Below are 15,645 nucleotides of genomic sequence, written 5' to 3'. Positions count from 1 at the left end.
TCCGGTGCCGGGGGGCTCCGGACGAAATACGGTCGCCGACGATCCAGTGAGGAGCTGGGGGAACTCTATGTTCGAGCAGGGGGACTGGCGTGTTAACGCCGCATGCCGTGACCAGAATCCGGACCAATTGTTCGTCCGGGGAGCTGAGCAGCGCAAGGCGCGAATGGTCTGCTTCGGCTGCCCGGTCCGGACCGAGTGTCTCAGCGAGGCGCTCGACAACAAGATCGAATTCGGTGTTTGGGGCGGAATGACGGAGCGGGAGCGGCGTGCGTTGTTGAGGCGCCGGCCCGACGTCCGCAACTGGCGGGAATTGCTGGAAGCTGCCCGGCAGGATTATGCCGATTTCACCGAGTACCAAGTGAGCTAGTCCGTTCGAGGTCGGTTCGGGCAATTCGTAACCGCGCGGATTGCCCGAACCGACTTCTGCTATTCACCGGCCAGTCGGCGGCCGATCTCCCGGAGCCCGGCAAGGTCGTGCACGTCCGACGGCAGCGCCGGGACACCGACCAGCGACACGTCCGGGTGGGCCCGGGTGAACCGGGCGAGCAGTCGCTTCTCGCGCTCGGCCACCGCGACGCGGTCGGCGTGCACCCGCAGCACGGCCGCAGCCAGCGGCGCCGATCCGGTCGCCTCCATCTCCTCGGCGGCGGTGGCCGCCCGGGTGCCGGTGAGCCCGGCGACGACCGGGTGGGTCCGGTTGGCCACCAGGCCGACCAGCGGCATCCGCTCCCCGGCCAGCCGTTCGACGAAGTAGGTGGCCTCTCGCAGCGCATCCGGCTCCGGCGCGGCGATCACCAGGAACGCGGTGCCGGGGGAGCGCAGCAGCCGGTAGGTCTGTGCGGCGCGCACCCGGAACCCGCCGAAGGTGGAGTCGAATGCCTGCACGAAAGCAGCGGCGTCGGCCAGCAGCTGGCCGCCGATGATGGTGGACACCGCCTTCGCGAACATCCCGAAACCGGCGCCGACGATCTTGCGCAGGCCCTTCCCGCCGACCCGGGCCGGGCTGGACAGCATCTTGATCAGCCGCCCGTCCAGCACGGTGGACAGCCGCTGCGGCGCGTCCAGGAAGTCCAGCGCCGACCGGCTCGGCGGGGTGTCCACCACGATCAGGTCCCAGGTGCCGGCGGCGGACAGCTGGCCGAGCTTCTCCATCGCCATGTATTCCTGCGTGCCGGAGAACGACGTGGAGATCGTTTGGTAGAAGTGGTTGTTCAGGATCTGCTCGGCGCGTTCCCGGCCAGCATGCGCGAGCACCATGTCGTCGAAGGTGCGGCGCACGTCCAGCATCATCGCGTTGAGGTCGCCGGCCGGTTCGAAGCCCTCGATCGACACCTGCTTGGGCTGATTGCTCAGTTCCCGCAGGCCGAGCGCCTGGGCCAGCCGCTTGGCCGGGTCGATGGTGAGCACCACGGTCTTGCGGCCGCGTTCGGCGGCGCGCAGCGCGAGGGCGGCCGCGGTGGTCGTCTTGCCGACGCCGCCGGAGCCGCAGCAGACGACGATGTGCGTGTTCGGGTCGTCCAGCAACGCGTCGACGTCGACCTGCGCCGGTCGCAGCGGTTCGCTCATCGTGGGCTCCGGATGCCGTGCTCGGTGAGTATCTCGGCGAGTTCGTAGAGCTCGGCGACGTCGATCCCGGCGGTGAGGTCGGGCAGCGAGACGGTTGGCAGGTCGAGCTCGGCGAGCTGCGCGCGGGCGTCGTCCTCGGTCTCGGCCCGGATGGCGTGCTCGATCGTCTCGTGCACCAGCCCGTCCAGGGTCTCGTCGTCGACGTGGAGCCCGGCGGCGGCCATTCCGGTGCGCACCCGCTCCGCGTCCACCCGGCCCGCTGCGGCCGCGGCGACCGAGCGGGGCGGCAGCCGGTTGGGCCGGACCCGGTTGCATACCACGCCACCCGGCCGCAGGTCGGCGGCGTCGAGTTGGGCGACCGCCTCCACGGTTTCCCGTACCGGCAGCTCCTCGAGCAGCGTCACCAGGTGCACGACGGTGTCGCTGGAGTGCAGCAGGCGCACCACGGCGTCGCTGTGGTCCCGGATTGGCCCGACCTTGGCGAGGTCGGCCATCGCGCGTGTGACGTCGAGGAACTTGACCACGCGGCCGGTCGGCGGCGCGTCGACGACCACCGCGTCGTAGACGTAGCGGCCGCGCCCGTCGGTGCGGCCGACGCACTCCTTGATCTTCCCGGTGAACAGCACGTCGCGCAGGCCCGGCGCGAGGGTCGTGGCGAACTCGATCGCGCCCATCTTGCGCAGCGTGCGACCGGCGAAGCCGAGGTTGTAGAACATCGACAGGTACTCCAGCAGCGCCGCCTCGGCATCGATGGCCAGCGCGCGGAGTTCGCCGCCGCCGGGCGCCGCGGCGATCCACTCCTCGGCGTAGGGCAGTGGGGCGGTGTCGAAGAGCTGGGCGATGCCCTGCCTGCCTTCCACCTCGATCAGCAGCACCTTGCGCCCGCCGGTGGCCAGGGCGAGGGCGAGCGCGGCGGCGACGGTCGTCTTGCCGGTGCCGCCTTTGCCGCTGACGACGTGCAGTCGGGCCTGATCCAGTTCCCCGTCCCAGTCGGTCACACGATCAGCGTAAGTGCCGAGTTCCCCGGATGTCTGCCGACCGTGAACTCCCGCCACGCGTCGGGATCGGCGCCGATCAGCGCAGGGCGCGCTCCGCGAGGTCGCGGACGCCCGCGCGCAGCCGCTCCCAGCTGTAGTCCGCCTCCCGCCGGGCGGAGTTGTGGTCCGCGTCGACCGCTGCCAGCAGCGCGTGCGCGAGGTGCTCTGGATCCGCTGCCGCTCCGCAGTGGAGGGTCAGGTGCCGGTGCCAGAAGCGGTAGGAGCCGATGCGGTACCGGGCGCCCGGCGCGGCGGTTTCCGAAAGCGGGACCAGTTCCAGGTGCTCGGCCAGGTAGTCGACGTAGGCGTCGAGGAAGGCTGCGGTCCGGATGACTGTAGCGGTTGACATGACCGAGCTGATCACCAGGGACGAGCTCAAGACGCGGATCGACGCCGGGGAGGTGACCGTCGTGGATGCGCTCGGCGGGGCCTGCTACGAGCAGCAGCACCTGCCCGGAACCACCGAGTTGACCGAGGACCACGTCGAGGCGAAGGCGAACGCGCTGCTGCTGGACAAGGACGCCGCCATGGCCCTCTACGGCTCGAACGCTGCCTGCGGCAACGGCCAGGCCGTCGCGTCGAAGTTGCAGCGGCTCGGCTACACCCGCGTCCGCAAGTACCGCGAAGGCATCCAGGACTGGGGCGGGGCGGGCTTGCCCGTCAAGACGGGAGCGTGAGCGCGGCGACGCGGAGGGCGGGCGGCGGGTCTCCTAAGCTGCACGCATGCAGAAGTGGGAGTACGCGACGGTGCCGCTGTTGATCCACGCGACCAAACAAATCCTCGACCAGTGGGGCGAGGACGGCTGGGAGCTGGTCTCCGTCCTGCCGGGTCCGACCGGCGAGCAGCTGGTGGCCTACCTGAAGCGCCCGAAGGAGGCCTGACATGGGTCGGTGGACAGAACGCCTCGCGGAGCTCGGCATCCCGCTACCGGAGGTCGTGCCTCCGGTAGCGGCGTACGTGCCCGCCGTGCGCACCGGTTCGCTGGTGTACACCGCCGGCCAGGTTCCGATGGTCGCCGGCAAGCCCGCCGGGATCGGCAAGGTCGGCGCGGAGATCACCCCGGAGGAGGCCAAGCAGCACGCCGCGATCTGCGCGCTAAACGCGCTCGCCGCGGTGGACGGGCTGGTCGGCCTGGACTCGGTGGTGAAGATCGTCAAGGTCGTCGGCTTCGTGGCCTCCGCGGAGGGCTTCACCGGTCAGCCCGGGGTGGTCAACGGCGCGTCGGAGCTGCTCGGCGAGATCTTCGGCGAGGCGGGCCAGCACGCCCGCTCGGCGGTGGGCGTGGCCGAGCTGCCGCTCGGCGTCCCGGTCGAGGTGGAACTGATCGTCGAGGTCGAATAAGCACCCGTGACGTAATTTGCGCGGCGTTGCCCGGTTCCGGGTAACGCCGCGTTTCGAATACGTCACAACGGGTTGTTGGCGGATATCCCGGACGGCGCTTTCGGTGGCTCGGCCACGAAGCACCGCCCACGACCAGTACGCTGCGATCACCCCCTGCTTTAGGTTGGTCAGATCTGGCATAACCCGAATAGGGGTATCGATTCCAGTGTGTTGCGGAAAGACGGTTCAAAGGCTTGATTGATCCGGTTCTCGCGACCAAAGTTCACCTGGACGGGTGTAGCTAGAGGCCGGGGGCGGCGAGCGACACCCACATCGATGGAGTACGAGGGTGGGAGGGGCCGACGTGGCGGTGCGCGAAACCGATCTGCGGTGCCACGAATTACTTCTTCGGCTCGCCGGGCGGCTGCCGGACCGGCGGCTGTGGCGCTTCCGCGACTGGCTGGCCGGGGACGCCGCCGACGTGGTCGCGAAGATGCTGCCAGGCACGCTCGTCCGCGAGCGGATCGCACTCGACGACGCCGAACACCAACTGCTGGCCGACGCGCTGGCGCCGCTGGGCGCCGACCCTGCGATGGTCAACGCCATCCTCCCAGTGGAACCCGACGCCGTCCCGCAGCACACGTTCAGTCCCGAACGCCCCGCGAACAGCGTCGGCGACTCCGCGGTGCTGGTGCTCGGCGCCGCGCTGCGCGGCCGCCCCGGGGTCCGCGAGGTGCGCAGCACCTGGCGGCGCGACGAGGGCGGCGCGACGAAGCTGGTCGTGCTGGTGAAGGCGTCCGCCGACGTCGTCGGCCTGACCGGGGAGATCCAGCGCATCCTGCGAGCGCTCGGCGAACCCGCCCCCTGCGTCGAGGTGCTCCCGCCCGAGCTGGAACCCACCGCGTACCACCACGCCGCCCTCGCGGAATCGGCGCTGGTGTGCGCGGGAGCCGAAGAACTTGCCGGCCGCCGCGGTTGAGCGGCCGGCATCCGTGAAGGAGGCGTGCGTGGTGGACGTGGCTGAGGGGGCCGGACCCGTGGACCGGCTGCACAACCTCTTGCTGGCCATGACCGGACGGGTGGACGACGACGGGATCAACAGCGCCCGCGAACTGCTCGGCATCGGCCAGCCGGACGCCGCGGCCGAGTTCCTCACCGGCTGCCTGCTGGCCGGCCACATCCCAGTGACCTCGTCCGAGCAGTACCACCTGCGCCGGGTACTGGACGAAACCCGCTCCACGCACACCCTGGCGGACCGGGTGCACGTGGTGGACTCGTTGCCGTCCGACGAGCACCGGTTCGGCGAACCGGCCGAGGACGACGGAGACCTGATAGCGGCGCTGGAGTCGGTCACCGGGCGACTCCAGGGCGTCCGCGGGCTGTGGTGCGCCTCGCGGACCACCCCGGCCGGCGCCACCTACGGAGCGGTGCCCCGGCGCATCCTGCTCGCCGAGGTGAGCCCGGAAGGCTCGACCACGGCGGTCGCCTACCAGCTGATCGAGGCCCTGCGGCGGGTCGGCATCAACTGCTCGGTCGACGTCTTCGACAGCGGCGCCGAACTGCCCGAATACCACCGCGAAGCCCTTGCGGCGGCACACCGGGTGCGCCTCGACGCACCTGCCTCCCGTCCGGCGGAGCGCCACCGGACGGAGGAAGCGCAGCGTCCGGCGGAGCGGACGCGGGGGGACGCGCAGCGCCCGGTCACGCGGGAGGACGCGCAGCGTCCGGCGGAGCGCCCCGCAGAGGAGAAGCGCGCGGCGGAGCCGCAGCGGCGGGCAGCACCGGCGGAGCCGGAGCGAGCGGCGGAGCCGGAGCGCTCGATCCCGCAGCCGGCGCAGCCGGAGCACGCGCAGGCGGTGGCGGTGCTGCCCGCCGCAGCGGCGGCAGCCGCCGCCGAGGCGAACGCGATGCGGGTACCGCCGGCGGTCGACGCGAAGCTGACCGACCGCGAGCGCAACTTGTTGCGCAAGCTGCACGAGGAGCTCGCGCAGCGGGAGCAGGACCGGTCCGAGACGCGGCGGCCCAACGGGGCGAACAACGGCGAGGAGGCCTGGACGTCGACCATGCCGGGTGGCACCGGCGGCTTCCCGCCGATCGGCGCGGCGCCGGCCAACAACCAGGCCTACGCCCCCCAGCAACAGCGCTCCTGACCAGGTTTCCCAGGAGCGCTGTTTCAGCTGGTAAACGCTCATGAGCACGCTGAGGCGCCATAGAGCGCGCTTTGGATGCGGTGGGACGTGGTCGCAGTAAGGCGGTGTGTCTTCGAAGCGGCGAAGCCATCTGTCCACCCCGCAGCGCGTGAGGCGAACGGTCCGCTCGCCTCACGCCACGGCAGCGCAAGGCCGGTGGGGTGGGATGGAGTGAACGGACCGTTCACTTCACCTATGCTTGGGTTTTAACCTGCTTGCTTCTTTCCGGCGGGTTGCCGGGTGTCCGTTTTTTCGGTTTTTTTGCGGACGGGATGGCGTTGAGCAGGACCGGAGCGGGAGCCTGGGGGCCGCCCTGGGCCGGGCCGGGTGGGTTTCGGCACACGCGCGGGGGTCCCGAGACGATCATGGATGTGGCGAAACCCGCGGCGTACCCGGTGCGGGCTTAACGGCCGGTCTGGCTCGGGGCGTCGTTCCCAGGGACGCCGCAGGTCCGTGGTGAGGTTGCGGGCGAGTCTGAGTTGGGTGTAGGCGGCGATCGTCAGCCAGGTCCACCGGTCCTGCTGGGCGGGTGTGCGGGTTTTCGCCGCGGTCCAGCCCAAGGTCGACTTGGCAAAACGGAAGAAATGCTCGATGTCGAACCGCCGTAGGTAGACCCGCCACAGCATGTCCAGATCCAGTGGGACGCCCTCGGGGGCGGCCCACCACAGCCACAGGTCCTTGTGCGGGGCGCGTCCGTCGGGCAGGTGTTCCACGCGGACGTGCACGACCGTGCGGTGACCACGGGTAGTTCGCTACGGTCGGCGAACCAGCCGCGGGCTTGGATCTTCGGCGACAGCCCGGACCAGGCATGCACCTCAACCCGTCCGTAGCGGTCGGTGTCCACGGTCAGCGTGGCGTCCGGGGTGTGCCAACTGGTGGGGCTGGCGCACTCGAAGCGGGCGCCGTATTTCGGTGGCCGCCCGGTCCTGCCAGGCACCCGCGGCGGCGGTGGGCGGTGAAACACCCGATCGTCACGGTCGAGACGGATCAGCAGTTGCACGTCCACATCAGACACCGCGTCGGTCATCGCGGTAGCCGGATAACCAGAGTCCATCACCATCATCGGTGGAAGGCGGCCCGCTCCACCCGTGCGCCCGGCGGCGCGCAGACGAGTAGCCAACTCCCGGATCTGGGCGGCGGTCACCGCCACGAGATCATCGTCGGGATCCATCCGGACCGCATCCACCGGCGACACCCACGACGAACGACCCCACTGGATGCCCGCAAGCCACGCATAGTTCCAGCCAGGGATCGTCTTACGGTCACCGTCACAGCGACACGACGTATGACAGTGACCGCGATCCGCCGAGCACTCCGCATCCGGTCGCGGGCACACGGTCACATCAGCGGTGAACAGAAGCGGTCCCTCGTCCGCCGCGGCAGGCAACCCATCCACCAGCACATCCCATACCCCGGCGGCGTCGATCTCCCCGGCCGCCAACGCGTCGTACAACGCGCCATGCCCCCGCCGGAACACCGGCGACAGCGACAACTCCACCAACGAGGTCACCGGCCGCTCACCGCAGGACACCGCATCGCAGAGCACGAACAACGCATCCGCCCGAGCCGACAGACACCGGTAAAACCCATCCCGGAACCCGGTCACAGCCCCGAACTCGACCGCCTGGCGGTCATCCTGCACACTGATCACGACAGCCCTTGGTTGATCTTCTTCTTTCGTCAGAAGCATGATCACCCAAGGGCTGTTCCCATGATCAACCGGGGCCACAACAACACCCAAAGGTTAAAACCCAAGCTATGAGCCTGTTGCAAAATTACGCCCACCACGGACCGTGATCGATCGATCACGGCTGAGATGGCCACTGGCGGACAAACGGCGGCGATCGAGACTGATTTGGTACTTCGGTTCAGCCGTTTTCGCCGAAAACGCAACAGGCTCCTATCGAGGCGAACAGGCCGTTCGCTCCACACCAGCCAACGGGGATGCACCACTTCGCGGAACGCAGTTCCCGAACAGCCCCTATGCCCAAGCGCACTCGCGGCAGCTGACCAGCAAAACGGTGCCTAGACCGCCTGTTGGACGTCCGCGAGGACCTGCTGCAGGTGCAGGCCCCGGCGCACGTCGCACGAGTGCTCCGTGCGCTCCTCGCGGATCATCGTGAGGAGGTCGTCGAGCATCCGCGCGTAGCACTCGCGGGCCGCCGTCCGCCGACCCAGCAGCGGTGCTTGGCCGTGCTCGCCGTACACCGCGAAGTCAATTAGCGACGGCTGCACCGGCATGCGTAGCGACAACGTCAGCGTGCTGGTCAGGTCGCCGGCGTGGCCGAACACGATCTGCCAGAGGCCGTCGTTGCTGCGGTGCGCGTAGTGCACCTGCTCGATCTCGCCGAGGGCCGCGTCGAGCAGGTCGATCGCATGCGGGCCCGCGTCGATCAACGCGCCGTACTGCTCCTGGCGCCACTCCGACATCGCGTAATCACCCGCCAGCAGCCCTCCTGCCAGCCACCGACCGGTGCCGCCCTGCCAGCCGTCGCGCTCCCGCAAGCCCGCCAGCCACTCCCGCACCTCCGGCGCGAACCGGCGCGTGAGCATCATCAGCGCGGCCACCCCGGCCTCGTCCACCGCTTCGGCGATCCGGCGGGCACCGGTCGGATCGGCGGCCAACGGCTTCTCTAGCACCAGGTGCTTGCCCGCGCGGGCAGCTTGCGGCGCGAACTCGGCCTGCACCGCGGGTGGCACCGCGAATGCCACCGCGTCTACCGACTCCAGCAGTTCGTCGAAACCGTCGACGACCGCCGCGTCGTACGGTTCGGCGAAGGTCTTGGCCACGTCCGGCCGTCGCGCCCACACGGCCGCCAACCGCGTTCCTGGATGTTCGTACAAACCCGGGCCGTGCACTCGGTGGGCCCAGGGACCAGCTCCGACTACGCCGACCCGCAGTGCTTCGTCCATGCCGCAATGGTGCCGTTGACCCATCGCCGTTGCGGCCATTGGGGGTCCTGGCGCGGCGGGCGTGTCGGACGCTGCGCTCTCCGTGCGAAATTGATTCTGGAATCCCATTCCAAGGGTTTTCCGGCATAGGGTGACCCGCATGGTGCAACTGCCCGAAGATCGGTCCCTGCCAACGGGATTCGTCCCCGGAACGCCGCCCGAGCAGCCGGCTGCGCCCAAGGACGCGGCGACCGTGATGTTGCTCCGCGACGGTGCGACGGGTCCAGAGGTGTTCCTGCAGCGCCGTGTGAAGGGCATGCCGTTCGCCGGCGGCATGACGGTCTTCCCCGGTGGCGGCGTCGACCAGCGCGACGCTGACGCCTCGGTGGCCTGGAACGGGCCCGATGCGGACTGGTGGGCCGAGCGGTTCGGCTGCTCACCGGACGTGGCCCGCGCGCTCGTGTGCGCGGCCGTGCGCGAGACGTTCGAGGAATCCGGGGTGTTGCTGGCCGGGCCGGATCACACGACGGTCGTCGGCGACACGAGCCGCTACGCCGATGCGCGTGCCGCGCTGGTCTCCCGCGAGGTTTCACTGGCGAAGTTCCTCGCCGACGAGGGCCTGGTCGTGCGCGCCGACCTGCTGCGCCCCTGGGCGAACTGGGTGACCCCGGAACGCGAGCCGCGGCGCTACGACACCCGGTTCTTCCTCGCCGCGATGCCCGAAGGGCAGCGGGCCGACGCGGTCACCACGGAGGCGGCCGAGGCGTACTGGGCCACGCCGGAGCAGGTGTTGGAGGACTTCGAGCAGGGCCGCTGCCACCTGCTCCCACCGACCCGCGTCACGCTCAGCGAGCTCGCCGAGTGCGGCAGCCTGCGGACGGCGTTCGCGGCCGAACGCACCCTGGACAAGATCCTGCCGAAGCTGGTGCGGCGCAACGACCGGTGGCATGCGGTCTTGCCCGGCGAACCCGGATTCGAGGAGGCGAAGTGATGCAGCACCCCGCCTACGGGGCACTTCGCCAGGTCACGCCGTACGCATCGGTCTTGCTGGCGGACAACCCGTCGCCGATGACGCTGGAAGGCACCAACACGTGGGTGGTGCGCGAGCGGGACGCGGGCGACTGCGTGGTGATCGACCCCGGCCCGGCCGATGCCGAGCACCTTCGCCGCGTCGCCGACCAGGGCTCGGTCTCGCTGGTGCTGCTCACCCACCACCACGGCGACCACACCGACGGAGTCGAGCAGTTCGTCGAGCTCACCGGCGCTCCGGTGCGCGCGCTGGACCCGGCGCTGTGCAAGGGAGCGGAAGCGATCCGGGACGGCGAGATCATCAAGGCTGGCGGCGTGGAGCTGCGCGCGGTCGCCACGGCGGGCCACACCGCCGACTCGGTGTGCTTCATCGCCTACCACGACGAACCCGCCGTGTTCACCGGCGACAGCATCCTCGGCCGCGGAACGACGGTCGTGGCCCACCCCGACGGCCACCTGGGCTCCTACCTCAAGTCGCTGCGCCTGCTGGCCGCGCTGCCGCCCGGCCTGCGGGTGCTCCCCGGCCACGGCCCGGAGCTCCCCGACGCCCAAGCGATCGCGACGGCCTACCTGCAACACCGCGAACAGCGCCTCGACCAGGTCCGCGCGGCCGTCCGCGACCTCGGACCGGCGGTCACGCCGCGCCAGGTCGTGGAGGTCGTCTACGCGGACGTGGACCGCTCGGTCTGGCCCGCGGCAGAACTGAGCGTCCAAGCCCAACTTGCCTACCTGCGAGAACAGGGCGAACTCCGGGATTGACTCACGAACGCTTCGGCATCAGGACGTAGTGCAGCTCGGCGCCGGACGGGTCCGGTTCCGCGCCGGTGATCACCGTCGAGCGGCGGGTCTCGGAGCGCAGGCCGATGCGAACTGCCTGCGCGCCGAACGCCTGCAGCGCATCCGCGAGGTAGCGGGGCTGGTAGGCGGTGGTGAAGCGATCGCCGCTGGTGGTGGCCTTGACCGCCTCTTCGGCCTCGCCGAACTGCTGATCGGCCGCGCGCACCCGGACCTCGGCGTCGCCGACCTCCAACAACACCGTGCCCTGAGCCCCGGCGAACGGCGCCACGCGGCGCACCGCCCCGGCGAGCTCGGGCGCCGCGATGTGCACGGTGCCGTCGAACGCGTCGGCCAGGTGTCGCGCCTCGCTCGGGAACGGCGCGTCCAGCACGGTGCTGCTGACCTCGGCCGACGGCCAGCTCATGCCGACCCGGTCCGCGTCGGCGTGCAGCGCGACCTCGGCGCCGTCCGCCTGCTTGGCGAGTTCCGCGAGCAGGTTCGCCGGCACCAGCACGTCGAGATCGTCCACCTCGGGCCGCCACGGCAGGCTTGCCACTGCCATCCGGAACCGGTCGGTGCCGACGAGCACGAGCCGCTGGCCCCGCTGCCTGACGTGGACCCCGGTGAACACCGGTAGGGCGTCATCGCGGGACGCGGTGGACGCCGCGACAGCGGCTAGCGGCAGCAGCGCGGTGTCGAGCGCGCCGACGCGATGCGGAGCCTCGCGGACGCCGGGGTGGGCGGGCAGGTCGAGCAGCGGGAGCGCGAAGCGCGCGTTCGGCGTGCGCAGCGCGAGCTTGCGACCCTCGACGACGAGCCGCATCTCCGGGCTGTCGATGTTGCGCAGCGTCTCGGCGAGGGGGCGCGCGGGAACGAGCACCTGCCCCTCGGAGTGCGTCCGCGCACCGTGGCTCAGCCGGATGCTGCGCTCGCGATCGGTGCCCGCGAGCACCACACCGTCCGGCGTGGCTTCGAGGACGGTGCCGCTGAGCACCGGATCAAGCACTCGCCCGGGCAGCAGGCGAACGAGATCGGCCGCGGCCTGCGCGAGCGTGCGGGTCGCGGCGGTGACGTCGAGATCCATGGCGGGCAAGCTAGCCAACCCCACCGACACCGGTCGTTTCCGCAGCTGATCACCCGTGAGTACTTTCAGGCGCGGTACGCCTGTTGTGGGGATGGAGCGAACGGCCCGTTCGGGTCGCCTATCGAGGTGAACAGTCCGTTCGCCCCGTACCACGCGCGCTCCCGGCAGCCGCACTGGCCGCCCAAGGGCAATCACGGGCGCTGACCAGGTCAGATGCCAACCATGGTGAGGTCGGAGCGGGACGTCGGGACCAGGGTGCGGCGGCGCAGCCACAGGACTGCCGCGAGTACGACGCCGACCACGCTCGCGGTCAGGAACGCCGCCGCCGGGCCGCTGCTCTCGACCAGCTGACCGCTGATCGACTGGCCGATGGCCGCGCCCAGCGTCACCGAGGTGACCACCCAGCCGAACGCCTCGGTGGCGGTGCCCGCCGGCGCCGCGATCTCGATCGCCACCGAGTGCGCGGTGGACTGCGGCGTGATCAGGCTGCCCGCCACCAGCAGCGCCAGGCACAAGCCCCACAGCGTCGACGGCACGGCCAGCAGGGTGAGCAGCGCGGCGAAGCCGAACAGCAGCGCGGGCAGCCGCAGGTGCATCGGTCGCGGCCAGGGGCGCAGCCCGTAGGCGACACCGACGACCACCGAGCTCACCGACAGCAGGCTCAGCAGCAGGCCGCCGGCCGTGGGGTGGCCCGCCTCCGCGGCCGCCGCGGGCACGCCGACCTCGATGAAGCCGATCAGGATGCCGAAGCCCAGCGCGGCGAGCGCCACGGTCCGCATCCCCGGGCTCGCGATCGCCCCGAGGAGGCTGCTGCCGACCCGCTCCGCAGGGTCCGGCCGGTGGCCGCGGGCGGCTCGGGTGGAGGCGAAGCCGACGCTGCCGATGACCATGCAGGCGGCGCCGACCACGACCCCGGTCCCCGGCCACGGCATCGCGACCATCAGGCCGGCCAGGCCCGGGCCGAGGATGAAGAAGACCTCCATGCTGATGGCCTCGTACGAGTAGGCCGCGTCCCGCGCCGGGCCGGGCGGCAGCAGCCGCCCCCACAGCGCCCGCGAGGCCGGGCCCACCATCGGCTCGCTGATCCCGACCAGGAACGCCAGCGCGGTCATCAGCGCCACCGGGGCGTGCAACTCGATGGCCACCATCTCGACGGTCACCAGCGCCGCGAACACGCCGGACATGACGTACAGCGGCACGGTCGGTCCCACCCGGTCCATCACCCGGCCCTGCGCGACCGAGCCGCAGGCGACACCGATCAGCGCACCCGCGGACACCAGCCCGGCCGCCGCGAACGAGCCGGTCTCCTGCTGCACGTAGAGCATCAGCGCGAGGCCGACCATCGCGATCGGCAGGCGGCCGAGCAGGGAGGCGATGACAGGACCGCGGGCGCCGGGAGCGGTCAGGGCGGTGCGGTAGTCGGTGAGGGACGTGGATTGGGACACGTGAACAGTATTCCAATTTTGGTACGACAGTACCAACTTTGATTCGGGTAATCTCTCTCACGGATTCGGGTAATCCCCGCACACGAGAAAAAGGGGACCTTCTACCCGGTTCGCTCGGCGACCGAAGAGGGCACACTCAAATAGGAGTGGCTACGCAATCCGGGTGAACTCTGCAATCGAGCTGCGGGCAGCCGCGTCCTGGAAGGTGAGAGGGGTTGCTGGCGGCACCGGCCGTCCAGCATCTTCGACAAGAAGGCTTTCCTCTGGTGCCAAGGATTCGGGGCCGACGCATCGGAGGATCGGGGGAGCGTGGTTAGTCGTCGGGGGACGAACCACGCACATGTGAAGGGGCCGGAGCGCCGCGTCGGGGGCGGCGTCCGGCCCCTTCGCACATGTTCTGGAGCCGGTTCGGTGTCAGCAGCTGCCGCCACCGCCGTCGCCGCCACCGCTGAAACCGCCACCGCCGCCGTCGGAACAGGCCCCGAAGCCGCCGCCCCCGCTGTCACTCCCGCCGAGTCCGCCGCTCGTGTCGCTGTAGCTGCCGGTGTCACTGGTGTAGTAGGCCCCGCCGGAACTGCCGGTGTAGCCGCGGCCGCGGCCACCCTTGGATCGCACGGACGCGGCGATCAAGATCGCGAACGCCGCCACGATCGCGATTGCGAAGATTCCGCCCATCGGTTTGGCCCCCTCAGATCTCCGTTCCTCGGTCGTCCGTAGGACGCCCATCCGCCACCGGGGGTTCCAGGTCGAGCACGAAACGTGAAGGAGTCTCAGTCGCCGCCGCCGGAATCGCCACCACCGCCGCCGGAATCGCCCGAACCGCCCGAGTCCCACCCGCCGCCGGAATCCCACCCGCCGTGGTGTCCGCCGCCGTGGTGTCCACCGAACGAACTGTCTTGGTCCCAGCCCCAGCTCGTGTCGACGCCGCTGGATCCGCTGTCGCTCCGCCTGGAAACTTGCCGGCGTGCGGCGGCCCGCCGGCGTGCGGCGGCGTAGTCGGCTCCAACGCGCCGGCGATGCCGCCGGGCGCGAGCGACCCACCGGTCCCAGACGATGCCGATGCCAAGCAGGAGCAACATGCCCACCCCGACGTAACCAACCCAGTGCATGCCGCCCGCCTCTCGATCGACCGATCAAGGTTCTACACGCCGCAGGCGACCATCGGGTTGAATTTCGGGCATGAAAAAGACGCGCATCAGCTGAAAAGTCCGGGTAGAGGTCCCGAACCCGTCGGCCGACGCGCGTCAGTTCACGGCGTCGCTACTGCACCAGTGCTCAGCGAGCGCGGCGGGCCAACCGCTCGGGGTCGAGGATGAGCACGCTCTTGCCCTCGAGCCGCAGCCAACCGCGGTGCGCGAAGTCCGCCAGCGCCTTGTTCACGGTCTCCCGCGAAGCGCCGACGTACTGCGCGATCTCTTCCTGCGTCAGGTCGTGGGTGACCCGCAGCAGTCCCGCCTCCTGGCTGCCGAAGCGCTGCGCGAGCTGCAGCAACGCCTTGGCAACGCGGCCCGGCACGTCGGTGAAGATCAGGTCGGCCAGCATGCCGTTGGTCCGGCGCAGCCTGCGCGCGACCACGCGCAGCAGCTGCTCGGCGATCTCCGGGCGCGTGGCGATCCACTGCCGAAGGGCCGACCGGTCCATGCTCAGTGTGCGGACCTCGGTGACCGTGGTCGCCGTCGAGGTGCGCGGCCCCGGGTCGAAGATGGACAGCTCGCCGAACATGTCCGACGGGCCCATGATCGCCAGCAGGTTCTCGCGACCGTCAGGCGACTTGCGTCCGAGCTTCACCTTGCCGGACTGAATGATGTAGAGCCGGTCGCCCGGCTCGCCCTCGGCGAAGATCACGTGTCCTCGCGGGAACTCCACGGGTTCCAGCGACTGGGCCAGTGCCTCTGCCGCGGCCGGCTCAACGCCCTGGAAGATGCCGGCCCGGGCCAGTGTCTCGTCCACCTCGTCCCTCCATGTTGAGACGCGGCGGCTGCCTGTGGTGCCGGACCCGCGAGTGCGAATCTAGCGGTGTGCCGCCGATCACTACCAGTAATTCTAAGACTGGTCGCGGGAACGGCGAGTACGCAACCTACCTGCGCGTCCCACCCTGCGGAGCTGGAACAACTCCAGCGCGCGTCCAATACCTTGCCGGAACAGCGCCCGTACCTCGTCGGGGCGAGCGTTCTCCAGCAACTCCTCCACCTCGTTCTCCTGCACCGCGACGTGCCGCAGGCGGGCCTCCACGCGCTCCATGAAGAGGGTGAAGAACATGATCACGAGCGGCACGACGATGACGAACCAGGCAGCCATCATGGCT

The 15,645-nt window shown here is 70.3% G+C and carries 19 protein-coding genes; 8 read left to right on the top strand and 11 right to left on the bottom strand.

The window, feature by feature from the left end:
• Positions 1–67: 67 nt before the first annotated feature.
• Positions 68–367 (top strand): WhiB family transcriptional regulator, encoded by a 300-nt coding sequence (locus DL519_RS28665; RefSeq protein ID WP_010307833.1) that lies wholly within the window; start codon positions 68–70, stop codon positions 365–367.
• Positions 368–426: 59 nt separating this feature from the next.
• Here the strand turns inward: DL519_RS28665 and DL519_RS28660 are convergent, their stop codons facing one another.
• The 3 genes from DL519_RS28660 to DL519_RS28650 form a co-directional block, all read right to left on the bottom strand.
• Positions 427–1,566, bottom strand: a complete 1,140-nt coding sequence (locus DL519_RS28660; RefSeq protein WP_190819383.1) for an ArsA family ATPase — start codon at positions 1,564–1,566, stop codon at positions 427–429.
• On the bottom strand, positions 1,563–2,564 hold the full coding sequence (locus tag DL519_RS28655) for an ArsA-related P-loop ATPase (RefSeq protein ID WP_190819380.1): 1,002 nt from the start codon (positions 2,562–2,564) through the stop codon (positions 1,563–1,565). Before DL519_RS28655 ends, DL519_RS28660 begins: the two co-directional genes overlap by 4 nt.
• Positions 2,565–2,640: 76 nt before the next feature.
• On the bottom strand, positions 2,641–2,952 hold the full coding sequence (locus DL519_RS28650) for a hypothetical protein (RefSeq protein WP_190819378.1): 312 nt from the start codon (positions 2,950–2,952) through the stop codon (positions 2,641–2,643).
• Here DL519_RS28650 and DL519_RS28645 point away from each other — a divergent pair.
• The 5 genes from DL519_RS28645 to DL519_RS28625 all read left to right on the top strand — a co-directional run bounded on the left by DL519_RS28645 (position 2,951) and on the right by DL519_RS28625 (position 6,074).
• On the top strand, positions 2,951–3,280 hold the full coding sequence (locus DL519_RS28645) for a rhodanese-like domain-containing protein (protein ID WP_190819377.1): 330 nt from the start codon (positions 2,951–2,953) through the stop codon (positions 3,278–3,280). The genes DL519_RS28650 and DL519_RS28645 overlap by 2 nt on opposite strands.
• Positions 3,281–3,326: 46 nt before the next feature.
• Positions 3,327–3,485: a DUF4177 domain-containing protein gene (locus DL519_RS28640; protein ID WP_010307841.1), complete on the top strand. Its 159-nt coding sequence runs from the start codon at positions 3,327–3,329 to the stop codon at positions 3,483–3,485.
• Position 3,486: 1 nt separating this feature from the next.
• Complete coding sequence (locus DL519_RS28635; RefSeq protein WP_190819375.1) at positions 3,487–3,945, top strand: RidA family protein; 459 nt, start codon at positions 3,487–3,489, stop codon at positions 3,943–3,945.
• A gap of 328 nt (positions 3,946–4,273) precedes the next feature.
• Positions 4,274–4,903, top strand: coding sequence for a hypothetical protein (locus DL519_RS28630; RefSeq protein ID WP_190819373.1), 630 nt, complete (start codon positions 4,274–4,276; stop codon positions 4,901–4,903).
• 28 nt (positions 4,904–4,931) lie between these two features.
• A complete protein-coding gene (locus tag DL519_RS28625; protein ID WP_223839655.1) occupies positions 4,932–6,074 on the top strand; it encodes a hypothetical protein in 1,143 nt (380 codons plus the stop codon).
• 538 nt (positions 6,075–6,612) lie between these two features.
• Here DL519_RS28625 and DL519_RS28620 read toward each other — a convergent pair.
• Positions 6,613–7,764, bottom strand: a complete 1,152-nt coding sequence (locus DL519_RS28620; protein WP_223839653.1) for a transposase — start codon at positions 7,762–7,764, stop codon at positions 6,613–6,615.
• Positions 7,765–8,138: 374 nt separating this feature from the next.
• Positions 8,139–9,026 carry a Gfo/Idh/MocA family protein gene (locus tag DL519_RS28615; protein ID WP_190819369.1) on the bottom strand — a complete coding sequence of 296 codons (888 nt, stop codon included), beginning with the start codon at positions 9,024–9,026 and terminating at the stop codon, positions 8,139–8,141.
• Positions 9,027–9,165: 139 nt separating this feature from the next.
• Here DL519_RS28615 and DL519_RS28610 point away from each other — a divergent pair, with 139 nt between their 5' ends.
• Together DL519_RS28610 and DL519_RS28605 are read left to right on the top strand one after the other, a co-directional pair.
• Positions 9,166–9,996 (top strand): NUDIX hydrolase, encoded by an 831-nt coding sequence (locus tag DL519_RS28610; protein ID WP_223839652.1) that lies wholly within the window; start codon positions 9,166–9,168, stop codon positions 9,994–9,996.
• The gene (locus DL519_RS28605; RefSeq protein ID WP_190824271.1) at positions 9,996–10,793 is read left to right on the top strand and encodes an MBL fold metallo-hydrolase; all 798 of its coding nucleotides are present in this window, start codon (positions 9,996–9,998) and stop codon (positions 10,791–10,793) included. Before DL519_RS28610 ends, DL519_RS28605 begins: the two co-directional genes overlap by 1 nt.
• 1 nt (position 10,794) lies before the next feature.
• On the opposite strand, the gene dnaN is transcribed toward DL519_RS28605, so the two are convergent.
• The 6 genes from dnaN to DL519_RS28575 form a co-directional block, all read right to left on the bottom strand.
• Complete coding sequence (dnaN, locus tag DL519_RS28600) at positions 10,795–11,895, bottom strand: DNA polymerase III subunit beta (RefSeq protein ID WP_190824270.1); 1,101 nt, start codon at positions 11,893–11,895, stop codon at positions 10,795–10,797.
• Positions 11,896–12,104: 209 nt separating this feature from the next.
• Positions 12,105–13,340 (bottom strand): MFS transporter, encoded by a 1,236-nt coding sequence (locus DL519_RS28595; protein WP_190819365.1) that lies wholly within the window; start codon positions 13,338–13,340, stop codon positions 12,105–12,107.
• Positions 13,341–13,754: 414 nt separating this feature from the next.
• The gene (locus DL519_RS28590; protein ID WP_190819363.1) at positions 13,755–14,015 is read right to left on the bottom strand and encodes a hypothetical protein; all 261 of its coding nucleotides are present in this window, start codon (positions 14,013–14,015) and stop codon (positions 13,755–13,757) included.
• Positions 14,016–14,110: 95 nt separating this feature from the next.
• Positions 14,111–14,449: a hypothetical protein gene (locus DL519_RS28585; protein ID WP_190819361.1), complete on the bottom strand. Its 339-nt coding sequence runs from the start codon at positions 14,447–14,449 to the stop codon at positions 14,111–14,113.
• Between the two features lie 166 nt (positions 14,450–14,615).
• Positions 14,616–15,290 carry a Crp/Fnr family transcriptional regulator gene (locus tag DL519_RS28580; RefSeq protein ID WP_168586181.1) on the bottom strand — a complete coding sequence of 225 codons (675 nt, stop codon included), beginning with the start codon at positions 15,288–15,290 and terminating at the stop codon, positions 14,616–14,618.
• Positions 15,291–15,383: 93 nt separating this feature from the next.
• Positions 15,384–15,638, bottom strand: a complete 255-nt coding sequence (locus DL519_RS28575) for a hypothetical protein (protein ID WP_029535541.1) — start codon at positions 15,636–15,638, stop codon at positions 15,384–15,386.
• Positions 15,639–15,645 lie beyond the last annotated feature (7 nt).

Source organism: Saccharopolyspora pogona, assembly GCF_014697215.1.
GTDB classification, from domain to species: Bacteria; Actinomycetota; Actinomycetes; order Mycobacteriales; family Pseudonocardiaceae; genus Saccharopolyspora; species Saccharopolyspora hattusasensis.
Note: the sequence above shows the minus strand (reverse complement) of the source record. Positions and strands in the feature narration are given on the sequence as shown.

Coding starts and splice junctions, on each gene's coding strand:
- DL519_RS28665 (WP_010307833.1), top strand. CDS start 68: ATGTTCGAGCAGGGGGACTGGCGTGTTAACGCCGCATGCCGTGACCAG.
- DL519_RS28660 (WP_190819383.1), bottom strand. CDS start 1,566: ATGAGCGAACCGCTGCGACCGGCGCAGGTCGACGTCGACGCGTTGCTG.
- DL519_RS28645 (WP_190819377.1), top strand. CDS start 2,951: ATGACCGAGCTGATCACCAGGGACGAGCTCAAGACGCGGATCGACGCC.
- DL519_RS28650 (WP_190819378.1), bottom strand. CDS start 2,952: ATGTCAACCGCTACAGTCATCCGGACCGCAGCCTTCCTCGACGCCTAC.
- DL519_RS28640 (WP_010307841.1), top strand. CDS start 3,327: ATGCAGAAGTGGGAGTACGCGACGGTGCCGCTGTTGATCCACGCGACC.
- DL519_RS28635 (WP_190819375.1), top strand. CDS start 3,487: ATGGGTCGGTGGACAGAACGCCTCGCGGAGCTCGGCATCCCGCTACCG.
- DL519_RS28615 (WP_190819369.1), bottom strand. CDS start 9,026: ATGGACGAAGCACTGCGGGTCGGCGTAGTCGGAGCTGGTCCCTGGGCC.
- DL519_RS28610 (WP_223839652.1), top strand. CDS start 9,166: ATGGTGCAACTGCCCGAAGATCGGTCCCTGCCAACGGGATTCGTCCCC.
- DL519_RS28605 (WP_190824271.1), top strand. CDS start 9,996: ATGCAGCACCCCGCCTACGGGGCACTTCGCCAGGTCACGCCGTACGCA.
- dnaN (WP_190824270.1), bottom strand. CDS start 11,895: ATGGATCTCGACGTCACCGCCGCGACCCGCACGCTCGCGCAGGCCGCG.
- DL519_RS28590 (WP_190819363.1), bottom strand. CDS start 14,015: ATGGGCGGAATCTTCGCAATCGCGATCGTGGCGGCGTTCGCGATCTTG.
- DL519_RS28585 (WP_190819361.1), bottom strand. CDS start 14,449: ATGCACTGGGTTGGTTACGTCGGGGTGGGCATGTTGCTCCTGCTTGGC.
- DL519_RS28575 (WP_029535541.1), bottom strand. CDS start 15,638: ATGGCTGCCTGGTTCGTCATCGTCGTGCCGCTCGTGATCATGTTCTTC.